The 17,437-nt window shown below is 56.1% G+C and carries 10 protein-coding genes; 8 read left to right on the top strand and 2 right to left on the bottom strand.

Annotation, left to right across the window (positions count from 1 at the left end):
• Position 1: 1 nt before the first annotated feature.
• Positions 2-820, bottom strand: a complete 819-nt coding sequence (locus tag EYC98_RS00050; protein WP_279243254.1) for a mechanosensitive ion channel domain-containing protein — start codon at positions 818-820, stop codon at positions 2-4.
• 165 nt (positions 821-985) lie between these two features.
• Between EYC98_RS00050 and EYC98_RS00045 the strand changes: the two genes are divergently transcribed.
• The gene (locus EYC98_RS00045) at positions 986-1,444 is read left to right on the top strand and encodes a MaoC family dehydratase (protein WP_279243253.1); all 459 of its coding nucleotides are present in this window, start codon (positions 986-988) and stop codon (positions 1,442-1,444) included.
• A gap of 107 nt (positions 1,445-1,551) precedes the next feature.
• Here EYC98_RS00045 and EYC98_RS00040 read toward each other — a convergent pair whose 3' ends face one another.
• Entirely contained in the window at positions 1,552-1,881 is a 330-nt protein-coding gene (locus EYC98_RS00040) for a hypothetical protein (RefSeq protein ID WP_279243252.1), read from the bottom strand.
• 162 nt (positions 1,882-2,043) lie between these two features.
• Between EYC98_RS00040 and EYC98_RS00035 the strand changes: the two genes are divergently transcribed.
• From EYC98_RS00035 to EYC98_RS00005, 7 genes are all read left to right on the top strand, one after another.
• Positions 2,044-2,568, top strand: coding sequence for a winged helix-turn-helix transcriptional regulator (locus EYC98_RS00035; RefSeq protein ID WP_279243251.1), 525 nt, complete (start codon positions 2,044-2,046; stop codon positions 2,566-2,568).
• 4 nt (positions 2,569-2,572) lie between these two features.
• Positions 2,573-3,253, top strand: coding sequence for an NUDIX hydrolase (locus EYC98_RS00030; RefSeq protein ID WP_279243250.1), 681 nt, complete (start codon positions 2,573-2,575; stop codon positions 3,251-3,253).
• On the top strand, positions 3,250-3,897 hold the full coding sequence (locus EYC98_RS00025) for an HAD family hydrolase (RefSeq protein WP_279243249.1): 648 nt from the start codon (positions 3,250-3,252) through the stop codon (positions 3,895-3,897). The genes EYC98_RS00030 and EYC98_RS00025 overlap by 4 nt, the downstream gene beginning before the upstream one ends.
• Positions 3,898-4,033: 136 nt before the next feature.
• Positions 4,034-4,816, top strand: a complete 783-nt coding sequence (locus EYC98_RS00020; protein WP_279243248.1) for an SDR family NAD(P)-dependent oxidoreductase — start codon at positions 4,034-4,036, stop codon at positions 4,814-4,816.
• The gene (locus EYC98_RS00015) at positions 4,816-5,460 is read left to right on the top strand and encodes a nuclear transport factor 2 family protein (RefSeq protein WP_279243247.1); all 645 of its coding nucleotides are present in this window, start codon (positions 4,816-4,818) and stop codon (positions 5,458-5,460) included. The genes EYC98_RS00020 and EYC98_RS00015 overlap by 1 nt, the downstream gene beginning before the upstream one ends.
• Before the next feature lie 69 nt (positions 5,461-5,529).
• Positions 5,530-7,035 carry an FAD-dependent oxidoreductase gene (locus tag EYC98_RS00010; RefSeq protein WP_279243246.1) on the top strand — a complete coding sequence of 502 codons (1,506 nt, stop codon included), beginning with the start codon at positions 5,530-5,532 and terminating at the stop codon, positions 7,033-7,035.
• Positions 7,036-7,575: 540 nt separating this feature from the next.
• Positions 7,576-17,437 (top strand): LEPR-XLL domain-containing protein (locus EYC98_RS00005; RefSeq protein ID WP_279243245.1); only part of this gene is annotated, 9,862 nt, incomplete at its 3' end.

Raw genomic sequence — 17,437 nt, 5'->3', positions numbered from 1 at the left:
ATCAGTCGTCTTTTTCTATATGTACATCCATCTGCGGGAACGGAATGCCAATGTTAGCTGCGTCAAATTCAATTTTGACTCGCTCAGTGGTGTCCCACAGTACGGCCCAGTAGTCGGCCGAGTTAACCCAGGGGCGGGTTATGAAGTTGACACTGGAATCAGCCAGTTCACCCACGGCAACGGTATACGCTGGATCGGCAAGAATGCGGTCATCCTCACTGAGAATTTTCTCCAGCAGGGCTTTGACTTCACGCACATCGGCGTCATAGGAGCAGCCGAACACCATGTCGACACGACGGGTGTCGCGGGCCGAGTAGTTGATGATGTTGCCGCCGTAAATGCCGCCGTTCGGGATAATGACTTCTTTGTTATCGCCGGTACGCATGGTGGTTGTGAAAATACCTATGGCTTCGATGATGCCAGAGGTGCCAGCAGCTTCAACAAAGTCACCACTCTTGAAGGGGCGGAATACCATCAGCATTACACCGGAAGCAAAGTTCTGCAACGAGCCCTGCAGAGACAGGCCGATGGCCAGTCCGGCGGCGCCTAGCAGTGCAACCAGTGAAGTGGTTTCGATTCCGAGTTGACCGAGGGCAGCAATGATGACGAATAGCAGCAAAATCCAGCGCAGAAGATTGCTCACAAATGTTACCAGCATGGGCTCCATCTCAGCGCGGTTCAGCAATTTGCCGACCACACCAATGACGATGCCGACGACAATCTTACCAACGTAGTAAATGGCCACTGCCATCACGATGTTAATCGCGTAGGGCACTACGTAGGTGTTAACGAGTGCAGGGATATCAAGATTTTCTAGCATGGAGGTCTTCCTTTAATATTTTTGTTGTTGTTTTTGGTCAGGATAATGCCTTTTGAACCCAATGTCAGCCAGTCAGAGCGAAGGTTATCTATGACTAGATTGATGCAACGAGCTCAGTCGTCAGTTAGTATGTGCCATCAAAATACTTCGTAACAGGAAAATGCGATGACTACAGTGTTTGACAAGCCAGATGACCTGCTAAGCGCGGTCGGACAGCACTTGGGTTATAGCGACTGGTTGCAGATAGAACAGCAGCGTATCGACCAGTTTGCCGAAGCTACCGGCGATCACCAGTGGATTCATGTTGATCCCGAAAAAGCCAAGGATGGCCCCTTCGGCGCCACCATTGCTCATGGGTATCTGACCCTGTCTCTGGCCAACTTGTTCTTGCCGCAGATTATGGAAGTGCACAATGTCTCCATGGGCGTGAATTACGGCTGCGAGAAGGTGCGCTTTCCGGCGCCGGTGCCGGTTGGCAGTCGCGTGCGTGGAGGCGGTGAGGTGCTCAGTGCTGAGGCAGTTAAAGGGGGCGTGCAAGTGGTGGTCAGAATTACCGTGGAGATAGAAGCTAGTGAGCGCCCCGCCTGCGTCATTGATACTATCAGTCGGTTTTTCCCGGCCTGATTCGCAAATCTTATAGGCTGCATTTACGCCGTGACAGTCACCAAAGCACCATTGCCCGTCTCCGGGCAATGGTGGTCAGTAGTGTTGAAGTAGGCTGCGTTAGCGCACTAATAACCCGCGACACTCTCGCTGAGCGAGGCTTCGAATACCCATGAGCCCGGCTCAACCGCAAACTCACGGATTTTCCCGACACGACTGGCATGGCACTCAACCCGCCAGTTATCTTCCCCACTGTAAGCATTGAAGTAGTAGCGATAGCTGTTGCTGGACTCACCAGGCGCGCGATGCGTCGCGGCTCGCTCCAGTCCCAGTTCTTGATCGCGGTTGACACGCTCGAAACGTGCTTCGCAAGCGGCGAAGGCATTGGCGTCCGGCACGATTCCGGCGGTTGCGCTGTGTGCCGCAATAATTAACGGTAAGGCTATAAGTGTTTTCATGATGAATCTCCCAATAAAAGTTTTATAAGAGAACTAGTCTCTTAATGAAACTATAATACTTAAAAGTCCCTTAATGCAACTAATTTTGTGTTGAGCTGGAAATTCCGGTATCGTGACCTGAATAACAGGGCTAACAGAACCTTCAATGCGGATTTCAGAATTATGGTGAAAAAATCATTCGGTGATATGCACTGCACGCTTGCGCAGGCGTTAGATGTAATTGGTGAGTGGTGGAGTATGCTGATTGTGCGCGACTTTTTTTTCGGGGGTGGCGTGCGCCGCTTTGAGCAGTTGCGTGATGGTCTTGGCATATCCCGCAATATCCTCACAGAAAGGTTGCGTACCCTGACCGATGCGGGGGTGATAGAGCGTATTCCGCTGCGCGAGGGTGGCAAGCGCTGTGCTTATCAGTTGACCGCCAAGGGTGAGGCCTTAATGCCGGTTATGATAGCCATGATGCAGTGGAGTGAGGAGTGGCAGTGCACACCTGAGCAACGCTTTATTGTAGTGCGCGATCGTGAAACCGGTGAGGAGGTTGCGCCACTTGAGCTGCGCTCCGCAGACGGTCGGGCTGTGAAAATGCAAGACTTGTTTATCACCGCCATCGGCCCTGATGGCGAGCGCCGGGTCACTGAATGGCCGCTTCCCATCTCGGAGCCCGATGCCATGCAAAGTCAGGGGTCGTAACCTTATGCTGGAGCAGACTCCCACGACTGCGCACCCGGCAGCAACCGTGATACTGGTTCGCGATGGCGATGATGGTGTAGAGGTGCTGATGGTTTGCCGCAGCGAGCAAGTACAGCATATGGGCGGCATGTGGGTTTTCCCCGGCGGCCGAGTAGATCCCGTGGACCGTGAAGATGGCGCGGATAGCGATCAGGCTGCGCTGAATGCCGCTATTCGTGAAACTGAGGAGGAGGCGGGTTTAATCGTCGCCCCCGAGCAGCTTTTCTATCTCTCGCACTGGACCACACCAGAGCAGGCGAAGAAGCGCTTTGCGACCTGGTTCTTTGCAGCGGTGCTCAATGATAATCAGGATGTGCTTGTCGATGGCGGGGAGATATCCCACCATCGCTGGGTGCGGCCGCAGGACGCTATTAGCGAACTTCGATCTGGGGAGCTGCGGTTGATGCCGCCGACCTATGTCACCCTTTTGGAATTGCTGCCCTATGCGGAGTGTCAGACATTGACTGAGTCGCTCTCGGCGCAGGAGCCCTGGGTCTATGAACCCTGTATCACTGAACTCGATGGCGCCTTCCACTTCCTGTATCAGGGCGATACGGGTTATGCAGATGCTGATCCGGCGCTGGCCGGACCCCGCCATCGTTGTATTATGAGTGACGGACAACTGGACTACGTGCGAGAACTATGACGATACAAACCGTATTTTTTGATTTTGGTGGCGTGTTCACTTTCTCGCCATTTTCTGTGGTGGACGATTTTGGTATTCAGCGCGGTGCGGCTCCCGGCCAGTTCGCCGAGATCATGTTTGGCTCCTATCACATCGATGGTGATCATCCCTGGCATCGACTGGAGCGCGGCGAAATGAGCCTGGAATCCTGCCGAGAGGAGATTATTGCGTTAGGCCAGCTGCAGGGGTTTGAGGTTGATCTGTATGAAGTGTTTGGCAGCTTGCCGCGGGACGGCGGCCTGCGCACTGAGCTGGTGGACAAAGTAGTGCAGTTGCAGCAGCGGGACTTCGGTCTGGCGATTATCACCAATAATGTGCGTGAGTTCAGCGATGGCTGGCGTAGCCTGTTCCCTGTCGATGAGTTGTTTGAGCAGGTGATTGACTCAAGCTTTGAGGGCGTGCGCAAACCCAACCCTGCAATCTTTGAGTTGGCCTTGCAGCGCATGGGTGATGTCTCTGCCCGGCAGAGCCTGTTTCTGGATGATCATCCAGCCAATGTTGCGGCGGCTCAGGCGCTGGGATTTAACGCCATCCTGGTTGACGAAGATAGCGCCAGAGTGCTGGCTGAGATCGACCAGCACTTGCAGTTGGACAACGTTATCTGACGCCTAGCGCGCAGTTCCGGGTGCACTGGTTTAAATGCGTCCACCACGCCCTGAATCCTTGCTGCTGCCTCCCGTCTGCGGTGTAGTCGACCGTCACTATTGGCTATAGTGTTGGCTTTGTTGGGGAGTGCACGTCATGGCGGAAAGATTACAGGGCAAAGTAGCCATTATTACCGGTGCCAGCTCCGGTGTTGGAGAGGCCACCGCGCGGCGGTTTGCGGCGGAAGGCTGTGCGGTTGTGCTGTGTGCTCGCAGCGAGCAATTAATGGCCGCCATTGTTAATGAAATTGAGGAATCAGGTGGGCAGGCGTTAGCGGTATGTCTGGACGTCACCGATGAGCCCGCTGTCAAAGAATTGGTGGCGAGCACCGTAAAGACCTTTGGGCGGCTCGATATTCTGGTTAATAACGCCAACGCCTTGGTGCCAGGCATGCTGGCGGATCACGACCTGGCCAGTTGGCGCCAAAGTTTCGCCATCGCGGTGGATGCGCCCATGCTGCTGATGCGCGAGTGTCATGCACAACTGGCCGCCAATGGCGGTGCAGTTGTTAATGTTTCTTCAGTCTGCGCCGACCTGGCCACTCCCGGCGTCGCCGGTTACAGCGCGGCCAAGGCGGCCCTGCAAAGTCTGACCCGCAACGCGGCCATCGAGTGGGCTCACGAGGGGGTGAGAGTTAATGCCATAGTGATTGGTATTATGCTGACGCCCGCTACGACCACAGCTATTCCGGATGCGGCGGGGCAGGAAGCCACGGGGCGCTCAGTGCCTCTGGGCCGCATTGGAGAACCCGCTGAAGCGGCCAATGCGATACTGTTTTTGGCCAGTGATGAAGCGTCCTATATTACCGGCGTGGAACTGAATGTTGACGGTGGCCGTGCGGTGGAGCTCAATGCTGGCACCGCGGATTGGGAGGAGTAATGATGTCAGATGAACCCTTACTGGCGCGCATAGACCGGCTCGAGTCGCTGGATGAGATTCGCCAACTGGTTGCCAAGTATTCCCTGTCTCTGGATATGCGCGATCTGGATGCTCACGTTGGCCTGTTTGCCGCTGATATTCGTGTCAGTCGCGAGCATGTCGGGCGGGCGCATTTGAAGCACTGGCTGGATGATACTTTGCGTCTGCAGTTCACCGGGACTTCTCATCACGTGGGCAACCATATCATTGAGTTTGATGATCCCGATCATGCCCATGGCGTGCTGTATTCCAAAAATGAACATGAAACCCCCTGTGCCGATGGCAGCACCGAGTGGGTGATTATGCAGATGCTGTACTGGGACGATTATGAGCGTGTAGACGGGCGTTGGTTTTTTCGCAGGCGCTTGCCTTGCTACTGGTACGCCACAGACCTGAATAAGCCGCCGGTGGGCGAAGACAAAATGCGCTGGCCGGATCGCGAGAGCTATGCGGGCGCTTTTCACGACTTGTGGCCCAGCTGGAAAGAGTTTTGGGCGACTGCGCCGGGTGATGGCGAACCTGAGGTCGCAGAGCCGGCGCCGTTGAATGAGTTTCTGTCGCGCATGCGGCGTGGGCAACCGGAACCCAAAATACGAGTGCGCTAACAGCTGCGCAGGCTCTGCGTCAGCTTTGCGTCGACTGATACAGTAACGACAATAAAAGGGTAAACGACTATGGCACCAACAACCGTCAGGCCGTGGCTGCGGCGTTACGAAACCATTAGTGACTTTTATCTCAGCACCGAAGTGGTTATTTGTGGCTACGGCGGTGCCGGTGCTGCTGCGGCGTTAGAAGCCAGGCGAGCCGGAGCGGATGTGTTGGTGCTGGAGCGGGCCAGCGGTGGTGGTGGTGCTACCCAGATGTCGAGCTGTGAAATGTACCTCGGTGGTAGTGGCGGCACAGCCATCCACAAAGCGTTGGGTATGGAAGACACCACTGAGAACATGCTCGCCTATATCACCGAGTGTTTTGGTGCCCACGGCGATGCGGAAAAGATTCGCACGTATGTAGAAGGTGCGGCAGCGCATTTTGACTGGGCGGAATCACTGGGCGTTCCCTACAAGCGCGAAGCGATCATGGACCGTACCGTAGTGCCGTTCACTGACGAGTCGCTGCTGTTTACTGGTAACGAGCGCGCTCATCCTTTTAACAAAATTGCGACGCCGATTCCGCGTGGTCATGTGCCTTCAAAAGAAGGTGATGAGGGTGGCAGGATATTCATGCAGGCGCTGATGCGTCATGTGGAAGAAGCGGGTGCCATCATTCAGTCCGACGCCCGCGTGGTCGGACTACTGCAGGATGATGAGGGCAGGGTGCGCGGAGTCGCTGCAAAAATTGATGGCGAAGAGCGTTATATTAAAGCGACTCGCGGCGTGATCCTAACTGCCGGTGGCTTTGTGATGAATCGACAGATGATTGAAAAGCATGCGCCGCATGTGATCGGTCTGGGCGAGCCTTACGGTAACCAATGGGATCTGGGTGACGGAATCCAGATGGGGATCGCCGCTGGTGCCAATGCGATTAACATGAATGAATGTTTTTTGAGTTTTGCTTTCTATCCACCGGCAAAGCTGACTTATGGCATTCTGGTCAATGGCCGCGGTCAGCGGTTTATCAATGAAGATACCTACCTGGCGCGGCTGGGTCATTACGCTGGGCTGCAGGATAATCATGAGATTTACATGCTGGTGCAGAATGAAGACTTCGAGCTGTCGCATTATATGGAGCGGCTGCGGATTGCCGGCACCGGCGATACGATTGCCGAGGTAGAGGCGGAAGCAGGTTTACCAGTAGGCTCGCTGCAGGCGACCGTAACCTATTACAACGAGCACGCGGCGCGGGGTGAAGATCCTTTGTTCCAGAAGGAATCCAACTGGGTGAAGCCGATTGCTAAAGGCCCGTTCGCACTGGTCAGCTATTGCCCGCAAGAAGTGAAGTACCCGCTGGGGGAGAACCCGGGTTATTTGATGTTTACTCTGGGTGGGTTGGAGACGAGAGTGTCCGGCGAAGTGTTGACCGCGCAAGGCGATATCATTCCAGGCCTATATGCTGCGGGTCGCACCACCGCAGGCCTGCCGCGCACTGCCAAGGGCTATGCCAGTGGTATGTCGGTTGGTGACGCAACCTTCTTTGGACGACGCGCAGGGCAGACTGTGGCTGCGGCGGAGCAGCATTCATGACTCAGCAAGTGTTGCGCTCAGCGCTTTACATGCCAGCCAGTAATCAGCTTGCCGTCGCCACCTTTGATGCGACACGGGCAGCTGTCAGAAAACTATACACACGCTGGCTTTCTGCTCAGCCATGATCAGTTAAGTCATTGATTTATAAGCTGTGGCACGAATATTGCTTTATGATATCGGATGAGGTTTTTCGGCATTTTGAGCAGGATAACAGGGTCAGGTTTTTAAGTGGTTCTGACTTTGGCTGAGGTCTGACAGGGTCCAGCAAACAAGCACCTGACGCCAATACGGATTGTTGCTTGCTGTTCAAGTTAGAGCAGGTATATAGTCTCTGCACGCAGGCTCGGCCACGGTCTGCTGAATAATCGTTTTCATCCAAGAACAAGACGGCTGGATAAATTCCTCGGCAGAGGTCCAGTCACTAAATAGGAAATAAAGCTGTCGTTCTATACCTCGGGCGTTCCTGGGTGGTGAGTGCAAACAGGATCGTATTCGTAAAGTATATGCAAACAAGTAGGTTCAACGTCTGGGGAGACGCCAGTGTGGGAATGGCTTAAAAAAGCCAAGACCGACGGTCATCACCCCGACACGGGGGTTCCGGCCGAAAGTGAGCAAGGGCGAGACAGTATGTTTCGTCTGGAATCCCTTGAGCCCCGTTTACTGCTCTCCGGTGATCCGGTGTTGGCAGAACTGGCGCGCTGGGTTGCCGACGATGGCAGTGCCAGTGACGCCGAACAGCTCTCCGTTATAATCCAGGAAATTGATCTTGCTGCTGACACCGAAATCATGGTCGGTAACGGTTCTGATGAATCGGCTAATGGCGTACAGACTGTTGCGTGGCCAACTGACTGGGCCGGCCCCGAGAATCATGTCGAAGTAAATGAAGCAGCATCACAGCTGCGCCTCAGCGACACCGGCGAGGTTGACCTGCTCTCACTGGTGACCAGCCTCGCTGGTCAGGAGCCGGGTCATGCCGTAACGGCTGATGACCTCTTGCGAACATCTGCTGATGGTTCTGAGCAGGAAGGTAGCCAAACCAACGGCGGTGTCACCGCTGTTACCGATTCGCTTTCGAGTGAGCAGCTGAACGGCTTCCTCGACAAGGCTATTGAGGTATTATCAACAACCGACAGCGCGCTTGCCGAGAGGCTGGCGGACATCAGCTTTCAAGTGGCTGATCTGGCTGATGGCGTGATCGCCGAGATCCGGGGTGACGTCATTTATATTGATGTTACGGCCGCCGGTCACGGCTGGTCGCTTGACGTCCTGCTTGAGCAGGAAAAGGCGGGTGTGGATGAAAGTCACGCAGCTGCTGCTCCCGCTGGTTCGAATGCAGAGCAAAACAAGCAGCAGCTGATGCAGTATCTGTTGCAGGAGCAGGTAACCTCGCAGGAACAGCAGGCCGCAACCGGCCATGCGCATGTGATGGCCGATCCAGTCACGGTTGCCGTAAGTGGGGCTTCAGATAATTGGCCGTCAGCAGCGAATGTAGAGCATTCAGAGATGGCAATGCCGGGCGCTCAGGGTTCGGCTGCCATTGGCGAGACTGCTGGTGATGCCTTTGAAATTGGTCAATTGCAGGCTAAATATACCCCGACACCGGCTCAAGGCGTGCAGGTCGCAGTGGGCAATAATGGTGCGACGCCGGGCGACAGCCCTTCAGATCCAGTGCAGCAGGTGCTGGATAGGGGCGCTCTGGCAACCGGGCTTCAGAATAATGCCGGGGTCAGTGATGGCGCATCTGGCGTGGCTATTGGCGTGGTCGCCGCCAGCCATCGCATGCAGGAATCGAATCGTTCCACGCGCAGCGAGTTGCGTAAGAGCAACAGCAAGACCGTTAAAAGCGGGGAGGCCGGCTCGCATCAGGGCTTCCAGGTTATGGAAAGTAATGTAACCGTTATTGCTGAGGGCGGGGATGATGCTTCGCCACGGGCCCCGCCAGTAAGTGAAGGAATTCAAACAGTTAGAGAACCCGACGTATCTGACACAGCCCAGAGAGGGCCGGTTGTGTCTGCACTTTATGACGAAACGGTACTTGAAGCAGCCACTTCTGATGATGCGACGCCGCGCGCTCCGCCGTCAGATGACGCGCAGTCGCGCGCACCGCCCGCTGCTGTAAACATGCCGCGTGCCCCGCCGGTTGCCGATGACCGTGCGTACACACTTGCGCGCGACGGCGCCACCGTTAACGCCGCTATCAAGACAACACTCGCCCCCGGCTCATTGCGGGCCGCCACACAATATAGCTCTGCAAGCACCCAGGAACACCTGCACCAGAATGTGGCAGACTATCTGCTGAGTACTGGCACCCCTGATCCGGCGTCAGTCTCCACGACTGTGCTTACGGAAGAGCCCACTGACCCAAGACTAGCGGCCATCGTTACGGAGGCCATCCAGCGCTGGACTGATTCCGGGCTGATCCCGACCGGTGAGGACCTATCTACGGTCACATTCCTGGTGGCAGATCTGGCTGGTGATGCACTGGCGCAGGCTGTCGGTAACACGATCACTATCGATGCCACCGCTGACGACTTTGGTTGGTTCATCGACACGACTCCGTCAGATGATTCCGAGTTTGGCGGAGCTGCGCCGGCAGGCATCGACTTGCTCACCGTTGTGATGCACGAGATTGGCCACGTACTCGGATTTGAACACGGCGCTGCTGGCGTGGCTGGCCTGATGGTTAACCAGCTGGGGTCAGGGGAGCGCCACCTGCCGGGTGAGGACGACACGATTCTGGCCAATGGTGCCACCCTCAATGACGTCATCACCGGCATTCTCAACCGCTTTGACCCAGCCAATCCGCCGACAGGCAACAATGCCATCTTCACTACCAGTGCGGGAGACATTCCGAACATCGTCACTGTCGGGGCGACGCTGAGCGGGGGAGTCGATCTCCAGCTCGAGGCTCTGACGTTGACTTTCTCGGAGCTGGTTCACACGCCCAGCGGCTGGACTGGCGAGGTCCTGGTGGAGTCCGAAGTAGGCATATTGCTCCCCGGCGGTCCTAACATCGTTATTACCGACGATAAGTTTACCGCTGCAACACACATTCAATCTGTCAACCGGGTGATTGCCGGTGGCCCAGGGGTCACCGAAGAATTGGATATAGCGGGGCTGGGACTAGTTACCGAAACTATTAATGTCGCTGACGGCACCTACCTGGTGGACTTGACGGTCAAAAGTCTGGGGGGCGACCTGAATGTCGGTGATGAAATACTGGTTATACACTCAAACGAGGCCGGCTTTGATGACACGGACCCAGCTGACGGCAAGACGATAACGGTCGCAGGGTTTTATGTTGAGGGTGGTGAGCACCATGTTCTGGTCTCTTACAGCTTCGATCCGGGAAGTGCCGATTCCTGGACGGGTGGTAGCGTCATTGCATTGGATGATACGGATGAGACGGATGATCTTGATCTTAATGCGGTGTCCGGCACCATCCAGCTCGGTAACGGTAGCAGCACACTTAACTTCGATGCGATCAATGAGGCCGCTATCTGGCCTTCCTTGAGCTGGCTGGTGACCGAGGTCGAGTTTTTGAAGCTTGAGTTTGCCGATTTCCGTGAAGACGACTCGAACAGCGCGCTCAGAATGGATACGACTTTCATTGGCATTGATACCGGCAGTGAAAGCACCAATGAATTGCTTTCCAAGGCCGTTTTATTTGAAGGCTCTAATAGCGTTGTCTTCAACATGGATCGATTGGCCGAGGGCGTCTCCGACATTGACTTGAATTTCCTATACCCGATCGCCCCGCTAGGAGACGATTTATCGGGTGATGTCTCTTACGCACGATCGGCGATCGAAGATATCACCGGGATTTCCGGGGGCTTCAAGATACTAATTCCGAAGATGGGCAAAATTGGTGGCGGCTTTATCTATAAGGAGGTCGGGCTCGACAGTGACGGTGTAGTCACGACGGATACCAATGAAACAGTAGAAACGGTGTCCTATCTGGCGATCAGGGGGTTTCTTGAGATCAACGGGGAAGACCCTGAGGGACCTCTCAAAGATGTAATAAAAGTCGGTCAGAAGAAGAAGGGAGCAATAAAAATCGGCGTCAGCTATGTCGTCAGCGAGAATGGGCCTTCGCAATTCTTCCTTTACTCTGACACTAAAATCCTTCTTGACGCTACCTCGGGCCTGACAATCACAGAGCTACGCGGCGGGATGAGGTTTAGCTCCACGATCGAGGACCTGCAGGTACGCGCGCCGCTCAAGGTTAATACAGAAGGTGGCTTCAATTCGGCAGTCAACTCTGGCGATCCTGGGGCGCCGGTCAGAATTACCCTGACAGTACCAGATCACACCCTTCGACAAGGCGATGCATTTCGAATCGTTAATGCGGATGATACTGATCTCAATAGCGGCGAGCAGAACTTCATCGTTGAGTCGGTAGACGAGGACGTCATTACCTATCTCACCGGTGCCAATGGCTCTGAGACTAACCCCCTCGCCTACACCCTGGGTGGCAATATTGAGGTCAAGAAGATCAGCATCTCTGACCCGTTCGATCTGCGCGATCCCGGCTTCAATTCTACCCAGGGACTGAGCCTGGCAGAGTGGGAGGCGCAATTGGATCAGCAGGTAGCCAATCAGGCCGGCACAGACAATATCTGGGAGGCACTGTTCGGATCTTTTGTTATCGAAGCCGGTGCGACACTTGATTTCGCGCCGCGCACGAGTAACGACGTGGTAAAATTTGATACAGATCTGTTGCTTGGCGTCAAGGTAACGGGCGACGATTTGGGCCTCGAGCTGCTCCTGAACGGCACCATGATTCTAGGGAACACGGTCGAGTTATCAGCCAAGGTATATGCAGACCTCAGTAACTTCGATACTGGTGCGGCTTCCATGCTGTTCCTGGCTGACCTGCCTGAGGAGGCCCTCGGCGTCGACCCGCTGATGGTCATCTATGCCGATGTCACTTTTGAAACACTCATCAATAGTGTGCCGCAGGCGGTCGATGCAGCCTCGGATTTCCCCTCGGGTATAGGCACGAATGTAACGGCAGCGAATATCGCTGACCTATCCGGCGGCAGTGGTCCATGGGAAGTGACCTTCACGCTTGACAGTACTGACGTAAATACTGGCTTTTCAGTAGGCGACTCGATTGTCGTAGCAGGCTCTGGTCCGGACTCTATCGATGGCACCTTCATCGTCTCAGCTGTCACACCGGGTGTTCCGGGCGTCACACCGGGTGCGGTCTCCTTTGTGATCGGGGCATCGGTTTTGGAAGGGCGTGTTGATCTTAATCACGACGGCATCATCAGCGCTCTGGATGATGGCGCGCTGGGTGTAGTTCCCGTCATTGCTGGTCTGTTAGACATCGACAAGAACGGGACGATCGACGCCGCCGATGACGGCGAAATCTTCAACTTTGTGGTCGGTGTAGATGGCTCCCAGCTAGTCGTCCCTTATGCCGTTATCGACGGATATATTGATGTTGACGGGGATAGCGTTGTCAGCGGCGATGCCGGGGATGTTGCCGTCATCGGAGCGGACCCCGCTTTCTGGGGGGAAGGGTTCGGGTTCACGCGGGCGATCGTTGCTGGCGGGGTCGATGTCGATGGCAACAATATTATAAATGACGAGGATGACGCCAGTTTCGCCGGCTTCCTTGTCATTGATGGCCTGCTGGATATCAATGGCGATGGCATCATCAGCGATGTTGACGACGGCGATCGCGTGCTGGTAAATGTGGTCATCACCGCAGACGGTAGTCGCCAGGTCTCCCGCTACAGCGTAGTCGATGGCCATATCGATATCGATGCGGATATTGCTAAACCCCTGAGCGATGCCTATGTCGCAGACACGGATGACAGCCTGGCCCTGAATCAAACCGGCGTCGGTGCGGACCTTGGCGGTTACTGGTCAGACTCAGTTCTCAAGGTCGCCAACCAGAAAGATCTCGGGGACGGTCTGCGCATATCCGTTAACGGGGGTGTCGATTTGAATGTCCCATCGGTGACAACTTTGTCGCTGACCGGTTCGGCTATGCTTGATGTCACTTTTGCTGGCGCTGCTGATGCACGCATCGACTTTGCCTTCGATATGGCGCTGAGTGAGGTCAATTTTGGCGAACTAGGCGTTGCGAATGGCCTGTTCATCATGACCTTGGATGACGGACCCGGAATACCTGACTTCAACATATGGGGCGCCGCGCTGCTCACGACCAACTTTGAATTCCTGGAATCATTCGGACTCTATGCCAACGCTGAAGCCCTGTTACGCATCAATACCACCGCTGAGATAAAGCCAGACATTGTTCTTTTGAATGTCGATAACACCCCTGTCAGCATCGCTCTGCCCGCCGAGTCGTTCGCTATCCGACTGGACGGCAGTATTGATTTCCGCATCGACTTCAACAATAACCAAATCTTTGCACCGGGCGAGTCGGCCTTCCAGATCGAAGGCGTCGCCGTGTTCGAGTTATCGGCCGGACAAGGCTTCAACATCGCGGTGTTTAAGGAAGTGAATGGAGAATTACTGCCCGCGTCAATGAGCATCGGTCCGGCCGGCAGCGCCTTCATGACGTTTAAAGTATTCGGTTTCCTGGCAATTCGGGGTGACGGTCTTGCCGCGAACTTGCTGTTGACTCTGGACGGTAATCTGGGCGGTGGCGACCTGGGAAGCGTGCTCACTCTCAGTGGGCAGTTTGTGTTTATCGTTAACACAACGGGTGAAGATGTTACCTTCGAGATTCCAGGCGGTGCCTCGGATCCAAGTCGGCCCAGTGGCCTCACGGTAATCATTCCCCGGGCAGCTCCTGCCTCGCCAGATGCGGTTGCCGAGGCCGATCTGCAGAGTCTGATCAACGGGCAGGCCTGGACGCTGGATGCGTCTACTCCCGGCTATACCTACGGGCTGCTATTCATGGAGGGCAGTCTTGACCTGCTGTCACTGGTTACGCTCGATGTGTCCGGTTACGTGCTGCTGAGCGCTGACGTATCCAGCCTGCAAATCAAGCTGTCCGGTGAATTTCTGAGTATAGGTAGCGTTAGCGGTAGCGCATTCATTTCCACGGAAGGGGAATTCGAATTTATTATCGATGGCGGCCTGACACTGGGTCCAGACGGCTTCAATATTAGCGGCACTGCGCACCTGCTTGTGAGTCTTCTCGATAGCAACGGGAAATCGTCGGGTGGAACGGGACCGAAGGTTCTCAATATCGCAGGCAGCCTTAGTGTTAGTGCTGAAATCTTCTATATCGGGCTTCCCTCAGTGGACGTTGGTGTTAGCTATAATTCCGCCTCCGGCGATATCCTTGTGAGTGTTGGTACGGTGCCGGTACCTTTTATTGACAGCTCTGTTGTAGACCTCGGCTTCCTGGGTAGCGTCCGTATTTACTACCCTAACATCGAGCTTAAAAGTTATACCTTCAGCGTGGGCACGCTAGCGCTCACGCCGCCCGAAAACCCGGTTGTTCTCGGCCAGGTTGATGAAAGCGGCGTGTTGACGCTTAACGTCGGATCTCCGGCGCTACGCGCACAGCGCAACTTACTGGGTGACGAAGAGAACGAACATGTCCTGATCGAACGCGTCGGGTTTGCGTCGCAGACCGGCGAAAAAGTAAAGGTCACAATGTTCGGCGTATCGCAGACTTTTGATAACGTTGCCAGCATCTTGATTGAGGACATGGGTTCCGGTGACGATTATTTGCAGATCGCGCAAGGGGTCCGCTCGCCGCTAGAGGTTCACTTTGGTGGTGGCGCCGATACCTTGATCAGTCAGGGAACAGGGATTGTAACCGCCTACGGCGATGCCGGTGCCGATCAGCTCTCCGGCGGCAGCGGCAACGACCTGCTGTTTGGCGGCAGTGGCACTGACGTCATCATCGGCGGCGCAGGTCGGGATACCATCGAAGGCGGTGCCGACGACGATCGTTTCATCTGGTCTGTCGGCGACGGAATCGATTTGGCCTTCTACGGCCAGGGTGGTCAGGACTCACTGAGCATCGAAGGCGCGAACGGCGCGGAGCAGTTTGTCGTTGGCGCCGTTGGCGCCGGTCTGGAGGTCAGTATCGGTGCGGGCGCTCTGACCGCATATACCGTGGAAAGCGTCACTATAGAAGGCCGCGGTGGCGCGGATTCGTTCATCGTAAATGACCTCACGGGGACTGAGCTGAGTCAGCTCAACCTGAATCTTGGCAGTGACAGCGTGCGGGATACCGTAACCGTTAATGGCACCAGCGCAGCCGAAAACTATGAGGTTTCGGTTGCCAAGGTTTCTCGTGTGACCGCTGCCAGTGATGGCACGACCAATACTTTCGAGATCGATACTTATCGAGTCGCAAGGGCGGGTGTGGTTAACGTCGATATTTTTGAGATCGGGCCATTGTCGGGTGGCGACGAGATCACGCTCGATGCCGGTGCCGGGGCAGATACAATCGCCGTGCTCAGCACTCCGTCCGGCGTGAATACGACCGTGATCGGCGGCGCTGGCTCCAACACATTCAACGTGGGCTCGATCAGTGCCGAAGGTGAAAGCAGCCTTGGCGAGCTTAACGGCTCGCTTACTCTGCAGGGCGGAGATCTTGGTGTCGACACGCTCAATGTGTCTGATGTGGGCAACAATGCGTCAAGCACGGGCACCCTGTCTGCGACGCAAATTTCCGGGCTGGGCATCACCGGCGGGTTCACCTACCAGGCGATGGAGATGGTCAACCTCAAGCTTGGTGCAGGAGTTGACTCGTTGACGATTGCCGATATGGTTGCCCTCCAGCAGACGACAGGTACCCAGTTCACGTTCGATCTGGGTGGCGGCAACGACGTTTTCCTGGCGAGCAACGGCGATCTAAACGTATTCGGCGGCGGCGGCGACGATGCGATTACTGTCGGCAATGCGACGGCGGGCAGCAGCATCTCCGGTGGCGCCGGTGCGGATACGATCGTTGCCGGCAGCGGCAATCATCTGATCTGGGGCGACGACGAGCCGGGTGCAAACACGGGCACTGGCGACGCTGATGATATTACGTTCGGAACCGGGGCCAGCGAGGTTCACGGCCAGGCCGGCAACGACGTCATTTCGTCGTCGGTTGATGGACATGTCAGCCTGGTTGACGGAGCGTATACCGTCTTCGGGGACGAGGGCGATGACACCATTCGTCTCGGCGCGGGCAACCAGGTTGTGCACGGCGGATCGGGTATCGACACCATCACCACGGGTGTCGGCAACAGCGTGATCCACGGCGGGACTGAAGACGATGTGATCACTGTCGCCGCAGGCAACAGCGAGATCTGGGGCGAAGCCGGCAATGATGAGATTTACAGCGCTGATGCGACCCTCGGTACCAGGGTCTACGGCGGCGCCGGTGCGGATACGATCGTCGCCGGCAGCGGCAACCATTTCATCTGGGGCGACGATAAGCCAGGTGAAAACACCGGAGCGGGTGACGCGGACACTATTACTGTGGGTGCTGGCAATAGCGAGATTCACGGTCAGGCGGGTCACGACAGCATTGTTGCCGCGAATGGCAATTTCACCGTCTACGGTGAAGCCGGCAATGACGACATCAACCTCGGGGCAGGAAACCAGGTGGTGTACGGCGGATCGGGTATCGACACCATCACCACCGGGGTCGGTAACAGCATGATCCGCGGCGGGACTGACGACGATGTGATCACTGTCGCCGCAGGCAACAGCGAGATCTGGGGCGAAGCCGGCAATGATGAGATTTACAGCGCCAACGCGACTCTTGGTACCAGGGTCTACGGCGGCGCCGGCGCGGATACGATCGTCGCCGGTAACGGTAACCATTTCATCTGGGGCGACGATAAGCCAGGTGAAAACACCGGAGCGGGTGACGCGGACACTATTACTGTCGGTGCTGGCAATAGCGAGATTCACGGTCAGGCGGGTCACGACAGCATTGTTGCCGCGAGTGGTAATTTCACCGTGTACGGTGAAGCCGGCAATGACGAGATCAACGTCGGCGCGGGAACCCAGGCCGTCTTTGGCGGTGCCGGCAATGACCAGATCACAGTCGGCAGCGGCGATCAGCTCATCTTCGGTGACGACGGGCCCGGACAGAGCACCGGTCCGGGCGGCGATGATACGATCACCGTTGGCATCGGCAACAGTGAAGTCCACGGCCAGTCCGGAGCTGACGTTATATCGATTGCCGGCGGCAACAATGCGATCTGGGGCGGTGCTGGCCGCGACACGATCACTTCGGGAGCAGGCATTGACACTATAGACGCCGGCAGCGGCAACGATGTCGTAGTCGCGGGCGGTGGCCACGACGTTATCTTCGGCGGCAGCGGCCAGGATGATCTGCGCGGTGGCGCGGGCAACGACACCCTATGGGGTGGTGCGGACGGTGACCGTCTGGAAGGTGAGGCAGGGCAAGACACGCTCTACGGCGGTGGCGGCATCGACTTCCTGGTGCTGGATCATG

The sequence above is a fragment of the Candidatus Litorirhabdus singularis genome, from assembly GCF_026262625.1.
Taxonomy (GTDB): Bacteria; Pseudomonadota; Gammaproteobacteria; order Pseudomonadales; family Halieaceae; genus Litorirhabdus; species Litorirhabdus singularis.
Note: the sequence above shows the minus strand (reverse complement) of the source record. Positions and strands in the feature narration are given on the sequence as shown.